Genomic DNA, 14,998 nt, shown 5'->3' with positions numbered 1-14,998 from the left:
TGTTTTGCCCCATTTAAAGTGCCGAAGCAACTTCCATTAAATAGGCGCATAGCAGTGCGCCGCCTGTACCCACTACATAACCAAAAACGGCTAGGAGTACCCCAACGGAAGTCAACGATGGGTGAAATTCCGCAGCTACAACCGGGGCCGAAGCTGCACCGCCAACATTGGCCTGACTTCCCACCGCCAAGAAAAAGAAGGGTGCTTTTATCAGTTTTGCTACAAGAATCAATAGTCCCGCATGAATAGAAATCCAGACAAGGCCAATAGCAATCAATCCCGGGTTTTCAAGTACTTTACCCAAATCCATTTTCATACCAATAGTGGCCACTAGTAGATAAATGAACATACCGCCTATTTTACTGGCACCGGCACCTTCATAGTTTTTAGCTTTGGTAAAAGATAAGGCTATACCTGCCGCTGTGGCAATGACCACCATCCAAAAGAAACTGGACCCTAAGAAAGAGAGAAAGCTTTTTTGATCACGAACACTTTCAAACGAACTGGTCAGCATATCGCTAATGTGATTGCCAAAGAAATGTGCAATGCCAGTTGCAGTAAACGCAAAGCAAAGCATCATCATATAGTCTTTTAAGGTAGGTACACGGGTTATTTTTTCGGCGAAAGCGGTAACCTTGACCTTTAAAGTTTCAATAGCGGAAGTATCGGCTTTAAGCCATTTGTCAATTTGTTTGGTGCGGCCTACGCCTAGTAGAATAACAGCCATCCAGATATTGGCCACAACAATGTCTACCAGTACCATGGCGCCGTATTTTTCAGGATTGTATTTAAAGATTTCGTACATGGCCGCTTGGTTGGCACCGCCACCGATCCAACTACCGGCAATAGTAGAAAGCCCTCTCCAAATAGCATCAAAATCGTTTCCCCCTACGGTATCGGGAGAAAAGATAGAAACAACTAAAATAGCAATAGGTCCGCCAATAATAATACCAACACTACCTGTTAGGAACATGATAAGTGCCTTGGACCCTAAGCTCATAATCGCCTTTAAATCTATACTTAATGTCATAAGCACCAGTGCTGCAGGCAGTAAATACCTACTGGCAACATAATACAGACTGGAAGTATGGGTGATAACTTCACCGGTATCGCTTAGGGTCTGCCATTTTTCGGCAACAATACCTGTAGATGCCAATATACCTGGCAATAGGTAACACATAAGCACCCCTGGTACTATGCCGTAAAATTTACTCCAAAAACCTGTCTTTTGAGATGATCCATAAAAAATAAAGCCTAGACAGAGTGCTAATAGTCCAAAAACAACGGTATCATCGGTTATTAACGGGGCAGGTAATAAAGGTTCGGTCATATGATTTGTGGGTGCTTTTCCTCAAATATAATCAAATTACCAGATGCTTTTTAATATAGTCTGCTACACCATTTTCTGTATTGGGTAGGGTAACGGCATTGGCAATGGCTTTCACTTCTTCTCTGGCATTACCCACAGCAACACCACAACCACTGCTTTCCAGCATTTGAATATCATTGTAATTATCACCAAAAGAAATAACATGTTCTAGTGATTCATCTTCTTGTAATAAAGATTTTATGGCAGATAATTTTGAAACGGATTTTGGCGCAACTTCAATGAGCGTATCATTTGAGCGGTATAGGTTTAGGTGTTCCCCCAGTTTTTCTTCAAGAATAGGGTAGAGGTTATCGGCATCCTCTTTTGTGCTCATTAGCATTATCTTATGCGCACCAATATTGCGTTCTTCCCAGTCCAAAAGCGTTTCGGAGGTAGGTCTAAAAACCGGAGTGGTCTTGGTGTACTTTATTTCTTTCTGAACACGTTCAGAATCTTCTTCAACATACCATTCATTGTTGTAATATAAACCGAGTTTGGTGTCGTTCACTTCGGCTAAATGATATATTTCATCCAGATGGTCCGTACTAATATGTACGGAGGAAAGTTCTTTATCGCCATCCAGCACCAAGGCGCCATTGTAGCAGATGATAGGTTGCTCCTCAATGGCCAGGTCTTTTTGTAAATACGTCATAGCACTTGGCATACGCGCAGACACCAAAATTATTTTTACCTGTGATTTAATTCGATCGATCTCAGCTATCGTAAATTCGGAAACATCACTTTTTGTGGTCAATAAAGTACCATCTAAATCTGAACAGAGTATTTTGTAATTCAAGTCGTTTGGTTTTAAAGTTTGTTAGGTTCGGTCTTAATTTCCTTGTCTGAATTTTTTGGTTTTCTTTTTGTCCGGGTTTTTGAACAAACGCTTAAAGAACCCATCTCGTTTTACCGGTTCACAGTCCAACATCTCTAAAGTTGCAGGGTTGGGCCGTTTAAACTGCGCCTTTGTAATTTCATTATAGTAAGGATGTTTGTTCATTTCCTGCATCCATTTGGCAAAGATAGGAAGAGCTGCGTTAGCGCCTTGCCCTAAACTGGTGCTTCTGAAGCCTATTTCATGATTGTCCAGTCCCACCCAAGTTACATGCACCAATTTTGGCATAATGGCTACGAACCATGCATCCTTATTATTTTGCGTGGTTCCGGTTTTTCCGGCAATGGCATTGTTCAATTTATAAGTGGAACGGATTCTAGAGGCTGTGCCCTTATCAATTGTACCTTTCATCATTTCTACCATAATTTGCCTCGTTTCTTCCGAAAAAGCGGTTTCACGAGCTCTTTTTGGCTTAAATTCGGTTAAAAGGGAATCTTTTCTATCCGTAATTTTTTCAATGAGATAAGGTAAAACAGCTTTCCCATCGTTTACATAACTGGCATAAGCGCCCGCTAGTTCATTTAAATATATTTCTCCGGTACCTAAGGCCAAAGAGGGTTGAGCAGGTAGTTTGGAGAAAATACCCATATTTTTGGCCATTGTGAGCACATTGTTGATACCCGCTTTTTCCAAAACTTTTACTGCTACTGTATTTACGGAATGGCTCAAGGCTTCTTCCATGGAATAGTTGAGGTAAGCCTCATCTTTCTTTCCGGAATTACTGGGAGACCAACCTTTTAGATTTTCGTACGCTACTTCTTCCGCAGAAAAATAGGTGCAAGGCAAAGTGCCGGTTTCTAATGCGGTTGTGTAGACAATAGGTTTAAAGGTAGATCCCACTTGGCGTTTACTTTGCGCCACATGGTCATATTTAAAATGCTCAAAATCTACACCACCAATCCATGTTTTAACGGCACCTGTTTTAGGGTCTAAAGCCAAAGAACCGGTGTTCAAGAATTTCATATAATGCGTAATACTATCAATAGAACTGCCCTGGACAGTCTTTTCTCCTTCCCAATCCGTTAGCACCAATTCTTTTTTTATGCTTAGGGAATCCATGATTTTGTCATGCTCCAACCCTTGTTTCTTCATTTTTCGGTAAACATCCGAGTTTTTAACGACCTTTTCTATCAGCTTCTCATTGGCGCTCCATGGGCCATTTTTTCCATAACTTTTTTCAAAACTACTTTGTAATGCGGTCATATGCTCACGCATGGCTTCTTCGGCCCAGAACTGCATATTGTAATCTAAAGTGGTATACACTTTTAGGCCGGAAGTGTAGATATTGTATTCATTACCTTCCTCTTTTTGCTTGTCATTCCATTTCAACAATTGTTTTCTTACTTCTTCCCTAAAATAGGGAGCGAGTCCGGTATTACTATCATAATCGCGATAGTCCAGTTTTAAGGGAAGGTCGATAATACTGTCTTTTTGCTCCGCGGAAATATAATCGTTATTGGACATGGCCAGAAGTACCAGGTTTCTTCTGGTTAAACTTCTCTCGGGAAAAATACGAGGGTTATAGCCATAAGTGGCCTTGAGCATGCCCACTAAAACTGCTCCTTCTTCTACCGTTAAATCTTTTGCTTGTTTATTAAAAAATTTAAGGGAAGCACTTTCTATTCCAAAAGTATTGTCGCCAAAAGAAACGGTATTCAGGTAATGCGTAAGGATTTCATCTTTGGAGTAAATGTCTTCTAGCCGAGAAGCAATGAACATCTCCTTTATTTTATCTACTACGATATTGGCTCTTTTTCTATCCCTCCGGGGATATAAATTCTTAGCAAGCTGTTGGGATAGGGTACTGCCCCCACCGGCAGATTGATCTTGCATAAGTATGGTCTTTACAGCTACACGCCCCAAACTTTTATAGTCTATGCCGTTATGCTCATAAAAACGTTCATCTTCAATGGCTACCAATGCGTTAAGTACATTTTTGGGAATGGCCTCAAAAGCTATGGGCTGCCTGTCGTACAAATAAAATTTACCAATAAGAACGCTATCTGCCGTGTATACTTCCGAAGCCCTTTGGTATTGAAAATCCGAAAGTTCTTCCTTGCCGGGCAATTTACCCCAAGCTCCCCAGTAAATACTTGTTATAAACAGAAAGGAGAAAACTATGAGTGCTATTAGGGCAAGCAGGGTATATCTTAATATTGGTGACTTTATTTTTTTTAAGATCAAATCCGTGAATTTTAGGTGTGCAATATCAAATTAAAAAATGAAACCCTAGGGTTTCTTAACAATAGATTTAACTTCAATTTTCTACTTTTGCGGCTAAATAAATTTCATGCGAAAAATAGTATTCTTTCTGTTCTTAATAACAACACTTTCTAACGCAAATGATGGTGAGTGGTCAAAAACCGGACACCGCACTGTGGGCGAAGTGGCTCAACATCACCTTTCAAAAAAAACCAGAAAGGCACTTAAAAAGTTGTTGAACGGAGAGAGTCTTGCTTATGTATCTACGTTTGCAGATGATATAAAAGCCGACAGGGCCTATAAAGAATTTAGCGCTTGGCATTATGTAAATATTCCCCAAGGAAAAAATTACTCAGATATAGAACCCAGTGAGCACGGAGATCTTATAGTGGGTATCAATAAATGTATTGAAATTATCAAAGACTATAACAGCAAAAAAGAGGATAAGGTTTTTTATCTGAAAATGCTGGTACATTTAATAGGAGACCTACACCAGCCCATGCATGTAGGACGTTATGAGGATAAGGGAGGCAACGATATTCAGTTGCAATGGTTCAATACCGGAACTAACCTGCATAGAGTTTGGGACTCCAACATGATAAATGATTATGGTATGAGCTATACCGAGTTGGCTTCTAGTTTACCCCAACTTTCAAAAGAACAAGTAAAATTTATTCAACAAGGTACAATTTATGATTGGGTAGAGGAATCTCAAGAAATTGCAGATAAACTCTATGATTCCGTTGAAGTAGGAGAGAAGCTATATTACCGTTACAGTTACGAATGGTGGGGCACGGTTGAAACCCAACTACAAAAAGGAGGGTTGCGTTTGGCCAAGGTTCTGAACGAACTTTTTTAGATTTAAAAACGAAATAGTTTACCGTTTTGAAATTTTGTTCATAGATATATGACGCTGCCGTGTACTCTTGAACCTATGGTCTTCCGTATTATTCAACTTGGCATGTTTGGTATTTCTGCCCTGAACTCGTTTACGCCACATCCTAAAACTTTTGGGTTTAAGGTGGTATCTCATAAGTTCAATAGTTTCCTGTTCCGATATGCCAAATTGAAAAGTTATAGCATCAAAAGGAGTGCGGTCTTCCCAAGCCATTTCAATAATTCGGTCTAATTCTCTTTCCGTAAATGTCTGTCTCATAGCATTACAAAAGTAATTAAGGACAAATTAATATTTGAACTCAATAGAACTAAAATTTTGGCTTCTTAACGACATAATACATTTTTAAGTAAATGTCTATGTTATATTAGAGTAGATGGTTGCGAGGACATTAGTTGGCACCCGGCGGCTAAAGGCAGTAATCTTCTCATAAGTAAAGGGTAAAAAAAAATCGGCTATTTTTAATGGCCGATTTTTTTATGTAATAATTCTAAATGTCAGGTTGATGCGTTCATCAATAACTTTGGCCGTTTTTGGAACCTGATGCAGCCAATGTTCTTGTGTAGCACCTTTCATTAGTAAAAGACTACCGTGTTGTAGTAGAATTTTTTGTTTCAGGTTTTTATCCTTTCTATGTTTTAGATGAAAGAAACGCTCTTGCCCTAAAGTTATCGATGCAATAATTGGGTTCTTGCCCAACTCCTTCTCATTATCTGCATGCCACCCGTTACTATCCTGACCGTTCCTGTAGAGGTTGAGTAAGCAAGTAGTAAACACCACCCCTGTACAAGTTTCAACCTTGTTTTTTATTTCTAAAAGCATAGGTGTAAACTTATGGGGCGCCATTACCAACTTAGAATAGGAGTAGGGCTTACCGTTATTACCATATAAAGCCGTTAGCCTTGGTTGGGCATAGGTCTTACCGAATACCGTAATATTATCTTGTTGCCAAGGGGTTTCTTCCTTGAGCGACTGAAAATAAGAATCGGCCGTTGCCCGTTCTATAAAATTTGGATAATAGGTAATGTCACTATCCGGTAGGTTCAAATTCATTTCTTCCGGGAACAGGCCGTCTATCATTTAAGAACCGTTTTTAACTCATTCCTGTATTCAGATGGGTTTTGACCTGTAAAGGCTTTAAACTGTTTGTTAAAGTGTGAAAAGTTGTTGAAACCGCTTTCAAAACAAACCTCGGTAATACTTAAAGGTTGTTCTGCCAAAAGTTTGGAGGCATGCACTAAGCGGTACTCATTTACAAACTGAACAAAAGTTTTATTGGTAATCTTTTTAAAGTAACGACAGAAAGAGGGTACGGTCATACTTACCATGTTACTTATTTCATCCAATGTTATTTCTTCCTTAAAGTTGTTCTTAACGTGGTTAAAGACTACGTTAATACGATCATTGTCCTTCACTTCGGTTTCCATAGAGAATCCTTCGGCATTAAGAATCTTAAACTCTTTGGAGTTGCCCAATTCGTTTAAAATATTCAATATAGAAAGTAAACGCTGAAAATGGGTCTGGTATTCCAGAATCTGCATTTTCTCTCCAATCTTTCTTTTGGTCTTTCCGGAAAAGGCTATACCACCTTTTGCCATTTCAAAAAGCGATTGAATTTTTTTCATTTCGGGAATATTAAAAAAATCGTTTCCCAAGAAATCCAATTTCATTTGAATGACCGTTTCGCTTTCATTACCGGTAAGTGTATTGGTAAAACCGCAATGGGGTAAATTACTACCTATTAATATAAGGTCTCCTTTTGAGTAATACGAAACATGGCTTCCGATCTGTCTTTTACCAGACCCGCCATTTACGTGAACGAGTTCTATTTCCGGATGGTAATGCCATACGGTGTTTTTATTATTCTTTGTCGCATCAAACCTTTGATACGTATAAGAATGCCCAAAACTAGGTTCTATGGCCTCAAAAGCGGGCTTCTGATTTGTTAGCGGGGGTTTGCTCATAATACAAAATTAAACAAGGCTAATTCCTTCTTTCTTTGCAAAATTAACTAAAATATGTTCAATATTACCTTATGGGCAATATTGCTGTATATGGAATGGTAAAATAGCACATTTATTGGCGAATTGTGGAGTAGTGAGAGCAGGATAACGGCAGTATGTTTGTATCATATTATTAACCTACCCTGTGTAACAGCGGGATATAAAAAAAAACGATATGAGAAAAGTAGTAAGAACCGCCGCAATGATCGCTTTGTTATTGACTACAACTGCTAGTATCGCCAGCGAGCCCAAGCTTAGTGTTGTACCAAATGAAAATGTAAAAAGCTTTGTTTATGAACTAGATGCCCATGCGGGAAGAACAACCATCAAGTTTATGGATGCAGAGCAGAACGTTATATTCTTTGAAACTGTTGAAAAAGAAAACTATGCCAAGAAGTTTGACCTTTCTAAACTTAAAGATGGTCTATATTTCTTTAAATCAGAAGATGATTTAACTACAATTTCTTACACAATTAGTGTAAACGGAAGCAATGTAGAGGTAATAGACAAAAAAGAAAACAGTAAACCGGTCTTTAGACAAAAAGGTGGAATGGTTTATTTAAACCTTTTGAACCTAGATAGCAAAGACGTAGATATTCAAGTTTACGATAGTAGTAACAGACTAGTTTTCTCTGAAAAAAGAGAGAATGAAATGGTTATTGAAAAAGCATTTGATTTTACCAAAGCTTACGAAGGTGAGTATACCGTTGTAGTAAGAGATAGCAAAGAAACTTATTACAAGGAGATTTCGGTAAACTAAGATAGTTTAAGTTGAGTTGAGTTAATTGCCCCTAATGTTGTTGAGAGCGTTAGGGGCTTTTTTTATAGTGATAGGTAGCTATAGGCCCAATACATTAAGACCAGTTGTAAAGGCAATCTTGCTATTAAGAGCCACTTGGGAAATCCGGCCGAAGCTTTTTTGCTGGATAGCATATAAAAATGTACCAGTAAGAACACGGCTAGCATGAGTACAATTCCGTATATAGCGTAGTTCTTCACAGCAGGAATGCAAACACCTATACCTAATAAAATTTCTGCAATACCGCTAAATTGCACCAATAGCTTGTGGTTGGGTAGATACCGGGGCATAATACGCATATAGGCTTTTGGTTTTACAAAATGCATAATACCTGCCATTACGTAAACGATTCCCATTACGTACAAGTGCCATGGATAATTCATGATTTAGGAAGGAATTTCTTTAAACGTTCACGTTTATACTCGGGCAAAGAAGTATTGGTCAAGGCCAACTGTAATATTTGCGGGTCTTTTTGGCGGGTAAATAATAATTGATAAAAATCCTTAACGGTAAGCGTGTTTTGAGATTGCTCCACCAGCAGTAATTCGTCTCCTACCTTTACTTCACCCTCTTCTAGGATGCGTACATAAGTGCCTGGAAACCCATAATCTATATACTGTTTTAAAATACTTTGGTTTTGAAACCGTATACCCAACTTATAACAAGGCTCTCTAGGTTGTACTACTTGAACCAAGGCACTTCCTATTTTATAAATATCGCCTATACGTATAACGGATTCATCAAAATTACTAACGCTAAGATTTTCTCCGAACATACCCCAGTTCCAATCCAAACTTGGGTATAAGCTTTTCCAGTACTCATAATGTTCCGTGGAGAATAGAAAACAGGCCTTGTTCACGCCTGCATGATGTTTACGGTCAATTACGGTATCATTAGCTACATCCGTTTTTCCTAAAAACAGGGGGGCTTCTACCGGGTATTTAAAAATGCCCGTTAGTTCTTCTTTACCGTTCCAGGTAATGGTAGTTGGGCTACCAATGTTAGTTGATATAATTTTCATGAATTAAAAATAAGTAAACCATCCGCAATTAACGAATGATAACTGCGGTTTAAAAAACAATTGTGATGGGTAATCTATTTGCGCTAGTACATTACTAGATTAGTCTATGTTTGTGATCAGTGAGTGTATTTTGTCTTAATATTTCGTTTGCGCACACGAAATGTTTGTGAATATGGTAATTTATTCGTTTTTTTTGTGTTTATTTGATATTTATCTAAGGTAATTTTTTGCAACTTAATCCCCCTGGGCACCTTCTTATGGCGTTATTGACCTTTTTACTCTTTACTGGTTTTGTTGCTTTCTATGCAACATATAAGCTTAGACGCGATAAATTGAACACCAAAGACGGCTATTTCTTGGGAGGTAGATCCTTAACCGGAATTGTAATAGCAGGTTCTTTACTCTTAACCAATATTTCTACTGAGCATTTGGTGGGAATGAACGGTTCCGCATATCGAAACGGAGCTATTATTGTAGCATGGGAAGTTACATCTGCCTTGGCTTTGGTCATCGCGGCCCTGTATTTTGCCCCTCGCTATTTAAAAATGGGATTGACTACCATTCCAGAATTTCTGGAAAAAAGATTTGACGGTCTCACCCGTACTTTTGTGGCGCTCCTTTTGATTATTTCTTTTGTAGCCACTTTGCTGCCTATTGTGCTCTATACAGGTGCTTTAAACATAGAAGCTATTTTTGAAATTTCCGAATTATTGAATGTCACCCAAAGTGAAGGTATATGGATAACTATCTTGATCGTAGGTAGTATTGGTGCCGTATATGCCATTTTTGGCGGCTTAAAAATGGTGGCCTATACAGATACGATAAACGGGTTTGGCCTATTGGTAGCAGGGTTATTGGTGCCTATTTTGGCTTTGCTAAGCATTGGCGAAGGCAATTTGTTTGAAGGAATGGCAACAGTATTCAAGCACAGCCCAGAGAAATTCAATGTGGTAAGTAAGGAGTCGGGAATAGGGGAGGGAGCACGTTCCGCAATTTTACCTTTTGAAGTGCTGTTTACGGGGCTTATGATCAATCAGATATATTTCTGGACCATGCACCAATCCATTATTCAACGGGTTTTGGGAGCGGTAAGTCTAAAAGAAGCCCAAAAGGGATTACTTTATACGGGTTTACTTAAAATATTGGTGCCTTTGGTAATTGTTTTGCCGGGCCTTATCGGCTTTTACTATTTTGGGGAAAGTCTTTATGACAATCCGGATAACGTTTATCCACTTTTGGTAAAAAAAGTTTTACCTCTGTGGCTCACTGGTTTTTTTGTAGCAGTAATGATGGGAGCTATCTTAAGTACTTTTAATAGTGCATTGAACAGTGCTGCCACTGTATTTAGTTTAGACGTTTTTAAAAAATACATACAAAAAGATGCCAGTGAAAAAAAATTGGTGGTCATTGGCAAGAGTACTTCTGCTATTTTGGCCGTTTTAGCAATAGGTATAGCGCCTTTTGTAGCTAATGCGCCAGATGGACTTTACCAGTTGTTACAACAGTTGAACGGAATATTCTTTATACCCATTGCCAGTGTAATTATTGCAGGTTTTCTATTTCCTAAGGTTAGTGCTATTGGGGCGAAAGCCGGACTTATGTTTGGATTGGTATTCTACGTGGCCATGTATTACATTTTTGAAGTGAATCTTCATTTTATTCATATTTGGGGAATAGAATTCGTGCTGAATATATTGATTATGCACCTAGTTTCCGCATTAGGGAAAAAAGAAGAAAAATTTATAATGAAAGATGCGGGGGTATTAAACCTTCAACCTTGGAAGTATGCCAAGCCCTTTAGTCTCTTTCTAGTGGTATTTACTATTATTTTATATCTTGTTTTAGGTAATGTGTAAAGCATAACCAATGCCGTGGTGTAGATTAATAGTCGGAGTAAGTAGTTTAAAGCTAAATTGTTAAAGATGGAAAAAACGTTCAGGGATTATGAGGCTGTAGATGTGTCGGCGGCCGTTAAGGAGCATTATAGAAAAATGCGGTCAAAGCAAACGGTAGACTATGTTCAACGTATGCACAAGAAATATTTGACCTATGACAAACCAATGGACCTATGGGAGGCTATGGGACATTTGAATAGATTGATAGACGTTAGCGATCCCGATTTGGATTTGCCCAACGTACAGCATTTAATTCAAAGCGCGGAGGCTATTAGAGAAGACAATCGCCCAGATTGGATGCAGCTTACCGGTCTTATTCATGACCTAGGAAAGGTGATGTTCCTATGGGGAAGCGATGAGGACGGTACCAGCCAGGACGAGCAATGGGGAACCGTAGGTGATGTGTTCGTAGTAGGTTGCGAATTGCCGGATACTTGTGTATATCCTGAGTTTAATAAATTGAATCCGGATATGGCCGATTCCCGTTATAATACGCCTACAGGTATTTATGAAAAAGGTTGTGGTATGGACAATCTTAACCTAGCATGGGGGCATGATGAGTATCTGTTTCAAGTACTCTCTAATCATAAAGAGAACCAACTGCCCAAAGAAGCTATGGTAATGATACGTTACCATTCCTTTTACCCATGGCATACGGGAGGTAGTTACAAAGAGTTGTTGAACGAAGGTGACAAAGAATATTTAGAACTTATTAAAGATTTCAATAAGTACGATTTGTATACTAAGTCGCAAAAGATATATGATTTAGAAGATGTAAAGGATTATTACCAGCCTATTGCAGAAAAATATTTGGGTAAAGGTCCTATAAATTGGTAATAACCCTCTTAAAATTTACAAACGGCCCCTTACTATTAAGTTAGCGGCCGTTTATTTTTTTACCGCAAGAATTTTGATGTTTATAGTGTTTTCACCAATATTTTCTAAATCGTGAACCATTTCTTCCCCACTGCAGGCCCAGTAAAAATGGTCACCTTCTTCCAAACGCAGCAAGGCTATTTGTCCGTTAATATTTCTTGAAATCATAAGACCGTCCGTAAAACAGGTGCAACTATAGTCATTAGTATGCCTTCTAAACGGAGTCCGTTCCTTAGGTTTCAATACTATTTCGGTTAGAATTAGTTCTTCATTTTCAAAAAGAGTATCACCAATATTTTCGCTAAATTTTTCTTCTTCTATTTCTTTTAGTTTCTTTTTATCCCAACTGTCAAAATTACCCTTGGGATTAAGTTCTGTAAATACCATACAAAATGTGCTTAGTTTCAATAAACGGAGCAATAACCTGGGCGGAATAGTGTGCTCTTCTTATATTTAGTGTAAATTAATTCTGTCTCCAAAGTTCCTTAACATTTAACAATTTAGAAAGATTAATAGTACAAAATGTGATTTATTTTTGTTTGATTTTGATATTTAATGTTGGATTCCTAACATTATTTTGGATTAAAGAATTTATAGAGTAGGTGTAAATTTTGGAGATATCTGCAGTATTTCTAGCTATAATCTATTATAAATAATGAGCGTAGTTTACAAAAAAATCTATGCATAGGGGAAACTCATACTATTTCATGGTTTTTGAAATTTTTCGGGAAGATATGAATTTTAACAAGAAAAAACGCCCAATTGCAAAGTTATGCAACTGGGCGTTTTGTAAGTTTATTTATTAAGTGCTACTTCACCATCTCGTAGCTACGTTTTATAAAATTGGTTAATTCTTCCCCTTTCAACAGACCTTTTGAAAGACGGGCCAAGTCAATAGATTGACTAATTAATCGTTCACGTTTTTTTGCGGTTTTGGTGTTCAATATTTCACCTACCAGCTCGTGATTTGTATTTACGATAAGGTTATACATGTCAGGCATTGATCCCATACCAAACATACCGCCACCACCTCCAGTCTGTTGCATCTCTTTCATACGACGCATAAATTCAGGCTCGGTAATGATAAACGGAGAGGCATCACTATCCATGGCTTCTAGTTGAACGGTATAGCTCTTGTCCGTAATGGCTTCTTCAAGATTCTTTTTAAGGGTTTCCTTTTCCTCATCGGATAATTTAGAAATCTGAGTGTCCTCTTTTTTAATCAAGTTATCCAAATGATCTGCATCTACACGGGCAAAAGAAATCTTCTCTTTAGAGGTTTCCAGTTTTTGCATTAAGTGACCAATGATTGGCGAATCCATCAGCAAAACTTCATAACCTTTAGCTTTTGCAGCTTCAATATAACTATGTTGCGAAACTTTGTCGGAGGCATAAAGAATAACAAGTTTGTCATCCTTATCCGTTTGGTTTTCCTTTATTTCTTCTTGGAGTTCCTCAAAAGTAAAGTAGCTGCCGTCTACAGTAGGGTAGAGTGCAAATTTGTCTGCTTTGTCAAAGAATTTATCTTCGCTTAGCATTCCGTATTCAATAACGATTTTAATATCGTTCCACTTTTGCTCAAAATCCTCTCTACTGTTCTTGAACAGTGAGTTTAATTTATCTGCAACCTTTCTTGTGATGTACGAAGAAATTTTCTTTACGGCACCATCTGCCTGTAGGTATGATCTGGAAACATTCAAAGGAATATCCGGAGAATCAATTACACCACGCAACATGGTTAAAAATTCAGGAACAATACCTTCTACATTATCCGTTACAAAAACTTGGTTTTGGTACAGTTGAATGCGGTCTTTTTGAACGTTAAGATCATTGGTCAACTTTGGAAAATAAAGTATACCTGTAAGATTAAACGGGTAGTCTACGTTCAGGTGAATGTGGAACAAAGGTTCCTCAAACTGCATTGGATACAGTTCCCTGTAGAAATTCTTGTAATCTTGATCCTCTAAATCTGCCGGTTGTTTGGTCCAGGCAGGGGTAGGGTTGTTAATAATATTATCTACTTCTTGAGTAGGTGCTGGATCTTCTTCTTTGGCATCTTCTGGCTTAGGAAGCGTCTCTGTCTTCATTCCAAATTTAATTGGAATAGGCATGAACTTGTTATACTTGTTCAGAAGCTCGCTAATACGGTTGTCTTCTAGAAACTCAGTGGAGTCTTCGGCAATATGAAGAATAATCTCTGTACCGCGTTCTTGGCGGTCACCTGGTTCCAATGTAAAATTTGGAGAGCCGTCACAGCTCCATAATACCGGTTCTGCATCTTCCTTAAAGCTTCTGGTACTGATCTGTACTTTATCAGCAACCATAAAGGCAGAATAGAAACCAAGACCAAAATGACCTATAATGCCGGACTCTTTGGCTCCGTCCTCATACTTGTTCAAGAATTCTTCCGCACCGGAAAAGGCAAGTTCGTTAATATACTTTTTAACCTCGTCTTCGGTCATACCAATACCTTGGTCAATCACGTGAATTTTCTTTCCTTCTTTATCTACTTTTACCTCGATCATAGGGTCGCCATATTCAACTTTGGCTTCGCCTATGGAAGTAAGGTGCTTTAGCTTTAAAGTAGCATCCGTTGCATTGGAAATAAGCTCTCTTAAAAAGATTTCGTGGTCACTGTACAAAAATTTCTTAATCAGCGGAAAAATGTTCTCTACTGAAACATTGATTTTACCTGTAGCCATAAATTATAAATTTTAGAAATGTTCGCGCTAATGCTTGAACTTTGTTTAATACTATTTTTTCATTCTTCGGCATAGAAAAACATAGGTGATGTACACCTGTTTGCTGTTTGTCAAAAAAAATACCATACAGAGAGACTGTGACAAACTGACACGTTCGTATGACGGAATGGTTGCGGTTTGTAATTTTGTTTAATTAATTTTTATTTTAGTTAAACATTTATTATCTTTGAAGAAGATGTGATGAAGATTGCTGTGAAAGGGAAAATTTTCGATCAATATCACGTTTATAATCATTTATTGGTTAGGTTGTTTTTAAAACGTGCTTTCATCTGAAGGCACGT

Annotated in this window: 14 protein-coding genes; 4 read left to right on the top strand and 10 right to left on the bottom strand. The window is 38.1% G+C overall.

The annotated features are described in order from the left end of the window. Positions 1 to 13 precede the first annotated feature (13 nt). Genes H9565_RS15715 through H9565_RS15705 form a run of 3 tightly spaced genes read right to left on the bottom strand, consistent with a single transcriptional unit; the run spans position 14 to position 4,448 of the window. Positions 14 to 1,330, bottom strand: coding sequence for a DUF819 family protein (locus H9565_RS15715; RefSeq protein ID WP_215441044.1), 1,317 nt, complete (start codon positions 1,328 to 1,330; stop codon positions 14 to 16). Positions 1,331 to 1,361: 31 nt separating this feature from the next. Next, a complete protein-coding gene (locus H9565_RS15710) occupies positions 1,362 to 2,165 on the bottom strand; it encodes a Cof-type HAD-IIB family hydrolase (protein ID WP_215441042.1) in 804 nt (267 codons plus the stop codon). A 33-nt stretch (positions 2,166 to 2,198) separates the two neighbouring features. Further along, entirely contained in the window at positions 2,199 to 4,448 is a 2,250-nt protein-coding gene (locus tag H9565_RS15705) for a penicillin-binding protein 1A (RefSeq protein ID WP_215441041.1), read from the bottom strand. Positions 4,449 to 4,554: 106 nt separating this feature from the next. Between H9565_RS15705 and H9565_RS15700 the strand changes: the two genes are divergently transcribed. Beyond that, positions 4,555 to 5,325 carry a S1/P1 nuclease gene (locus H9565_RS15700; RefSeq protein ID WP_215441040.1) on the top strand — a complete coding sequence of 257 codons (771 nt, stop codon included), beginning with the start codon at positions 4,555 to 4,557 and terminating at the stop codon, positions 5,323 to 5,325. 18 nt (positions 5,326 to 5,343) lie between these two features. On the opposite strand, the gene H9565_RS15695 is transcribed toward H9565_RS15700, so the two are convergent. The 3 genes from H9565_RS15695 to H9565_RS15685 form a co-directional block, all read right to left on the bottom strand. Then, positions 5,344 to 5,622 (bottom strand): TIGR03643 family protein, encoded by a 279-nt coding sequence (locus H9565_RS15695; protein ID WP_215441039.1) that lies wholly within the window; start codon positions 5,620 to 5,622, stop codon positions 5,344 to 5,346. Positions 5,623 to 5,838: 216 nt separating this feature from the next. Further along, positions 5,839 to 6,441, bottom strand: a complete 603-nt coding sequence (locus H9565_RS15690) for an alpha-ketoglutarate-dependent dioxygenase AlkB family protein (RefSeq protein ID WP_246560699.1) — start codon at positions 6,439 to 6,441, stop codon at positions 5,839 to 5,841. Continuing rightward, on the bottom strand, positions 6,438 to 7,325 hold the full coding sequence (locus H9565_RS15685; protein ID WP_215441038.1) for an AraC family transcriptional regulator: 888 nt from the start codon (positions 7,323 to 7,325) through the stop codon (positions 6,438 to 6,440). Before H9565_RS15685 ends, H9565_RS15690 begins: the two co-directional genes overlap by 4 nt. Before the next feature lie 214 nt (positions 7,326 to 7,539). Between H9565_RS15685 and H9565_RS15680 the strand changes: the two genes are divergently transcribed. Then, positions 7,540 to 8,124 (top strand): hypothetical protein, encoded by a 585-nt coding sequence (locus tag H9565_RS15680; protein ID WP_215441037.1) that lies wholly within the window; start codon positions 7,540 to 7,542, stop codon positions 8,122 to 8,124. Positions 8,125 to 8,186: 62 nt separating this feature from the next. On the opposite strand, the gene H9565_RS15675 is transcribed toward H9565_RS15680, so the two are convergent. Together H9565_RS15675 and H9565_RS15670 are read right to left on the bottom strand one after the other, a co-directional pair. Continuing rightward, positions 8,187 to 8,546, bottom strand: a complete 360-nt coding sequence (locus H9565_RS15675; RefSeq protein WP_215441036.1) for a DoxX family protein — start codon at positions 8,544 to 8,546, stop codon at positions 8,187 to 8,189. Further along, entirely contained in the window at positions 8,543 to 9,184 is a 642-nt protein-coding gene (locus tag H9565_RS15670) for an MOSC domain-containing protein (protein ID WP_215441035.1), read from the bottom strand. The genes H9565_RS15675 and H9565_RS15670 overlap by 4 nt, the downstream gene beginning before the upstream one ends. A 227-nt stretch (positions 9,185 to 9,411) precedes the next feature. On the opposite strand from H9565_RS15670, the gene H9565_RS15665 reads away from it, so the two are divergent. Continuing rightward, the gene (locus tag H9565_RS15665; RefSeq protein ID WP_246560696.1) at positions 9,412 to 11,040 is read left to right on the top strand and encodes a solute:sodium symporter family transporter; all 1,629 of its coding nucleotides are present in this window, start codon (positions 9,412 to 9,414) and stop codon (positions 11,038 to 11,040) included. 66 nt (positions 11,041 to 11,106) lie between these two features. Further along, on the top strand, positions 11,107 to 11,916 hold the full coding sequence (locus H9565_RS15660) for an inositol oxygenase family protein (protein WP_215441033.1): 810 nt from the start codon (positions 11,107 to 11,109) through the stop codon (positions 11,914 to 11,916). A 51-nt stretch (positions 11,917 to 11,967) separates the two neighbouring features. Here the strand turns inward: H9565_RS15660 and H9565_RS15655 are convergent, their stop codons facing one another. Both H9565_RS15655 and htpG read right to left on the bottom strand, forming a co-directional pair. Continuing rightward, complete coding sequence (locus H9565_RS15655) at positions 11,968 to 12,342, bottom strand: hypothetical protein (protein ID WP_215441031.1); 375 nt, start codon at positions 12,340 to 12,342, stop codon at positions 11,968 to 11,970. A 422-nt stretch (positions 12,343 to 12,764) separates the two neighbouring features. After that, entirely contained in the window at positions 12,765 to 14,657 is a 1,893-nt protein-coding gene (gene htpG / locus H9565_RS15650) for a molecular chaperone HtpG (protein ID WP_215441029.1), read from the bottom strand. Positions 14,658 to 14,998: the final 341 nt, after the last annotated feature.

The organism is Zobellia russellii (assembly GCF_018728565.1).
Lineage (GTDB): Bacteria > Bacteroidota > Bacteroidia > Flavobacteriales > Flavobacteriaceae > Zobellia > Zobellia russellii.
The sequence above is the reverse complement of the archived record's forward strand: the minus strand, read 5'-3'. Positions and strand labels throughout refer to the sequence as shown.

Coding starts and splice junctions, on each gene's coding strand:
- H9565_RS15690 (WP_246560699.1), bottom strand. CDS start 6,441: ATGATAGACGGCCTGTTCCCGGAAGAAATGAATTTGAACCTACCGGAT.
- htpG (WP_215441029.1), bottom strand. CDS start 14,657: ATGGCTACAGGTAAAATCAATGTTTCAGTAGAGAACATTTTTCCGCTG.
- H9565_RS15680 (WP_215441037.1), top strand. CDS start 7,540: ATGAGAAAAGTAGTAAGAACCGCCGCAATGATCGCTTTGTTATTGACT.
- H9565_RS15660 (WP_215441033.1), top strand. CDS start 11,107: ATGGAAAAAACGTTCAGGGATTATGAGGCTGTAGATGTGTCGGCGGCC.
- H9565_RS15695 (WP_215441039.1), bottom strand. CDS start 5,622: ATGAGACAGACATTTACGGAAAGAGAATTAGACCGAATTATTGAAATG.
- H9565_RS15700 (WP_215441040.1), top strand. CDS start 4,555: ATGCGAAAAATAGTATTCTTTCTGTTCTTAATAACAACACTTTCTAAC.
- H9565_RS15670 (WP_215441035.1), bottom strand. CDS start 9,184: ATGAAAATTATATCAACTAACATTGGTAGCCCAACTACCATTACCTGG.
- H9565_RS15715 (WP_215441044.1), bottom strand. CDS start 1,330: ATGACCGAACCTTTATTACCTGCCCCGTTAATAACCGATGATACCGTT.
- H9565_RS15655 (WP_215441031.1), bottom strand. CDS start 12,342: ATGGTATTTACAGAACTTAATCCCAAGGGTAATTTTGACAGTTGGGAT.
- H9565_RS15685 (WP_215441038.1), bottom strand. CDS start 7,325: ATGAGCAAACCCCCGCTAACAAATCAGAAGCCCGCTTTTGAGGCCATA.
- H9565_RS15675 (WP_215441036.1), bottom strand. CDS start 8,546: ATGAATTATCCATGGCACTTGTACGTAATGGGAATCGTTTACGTAATG.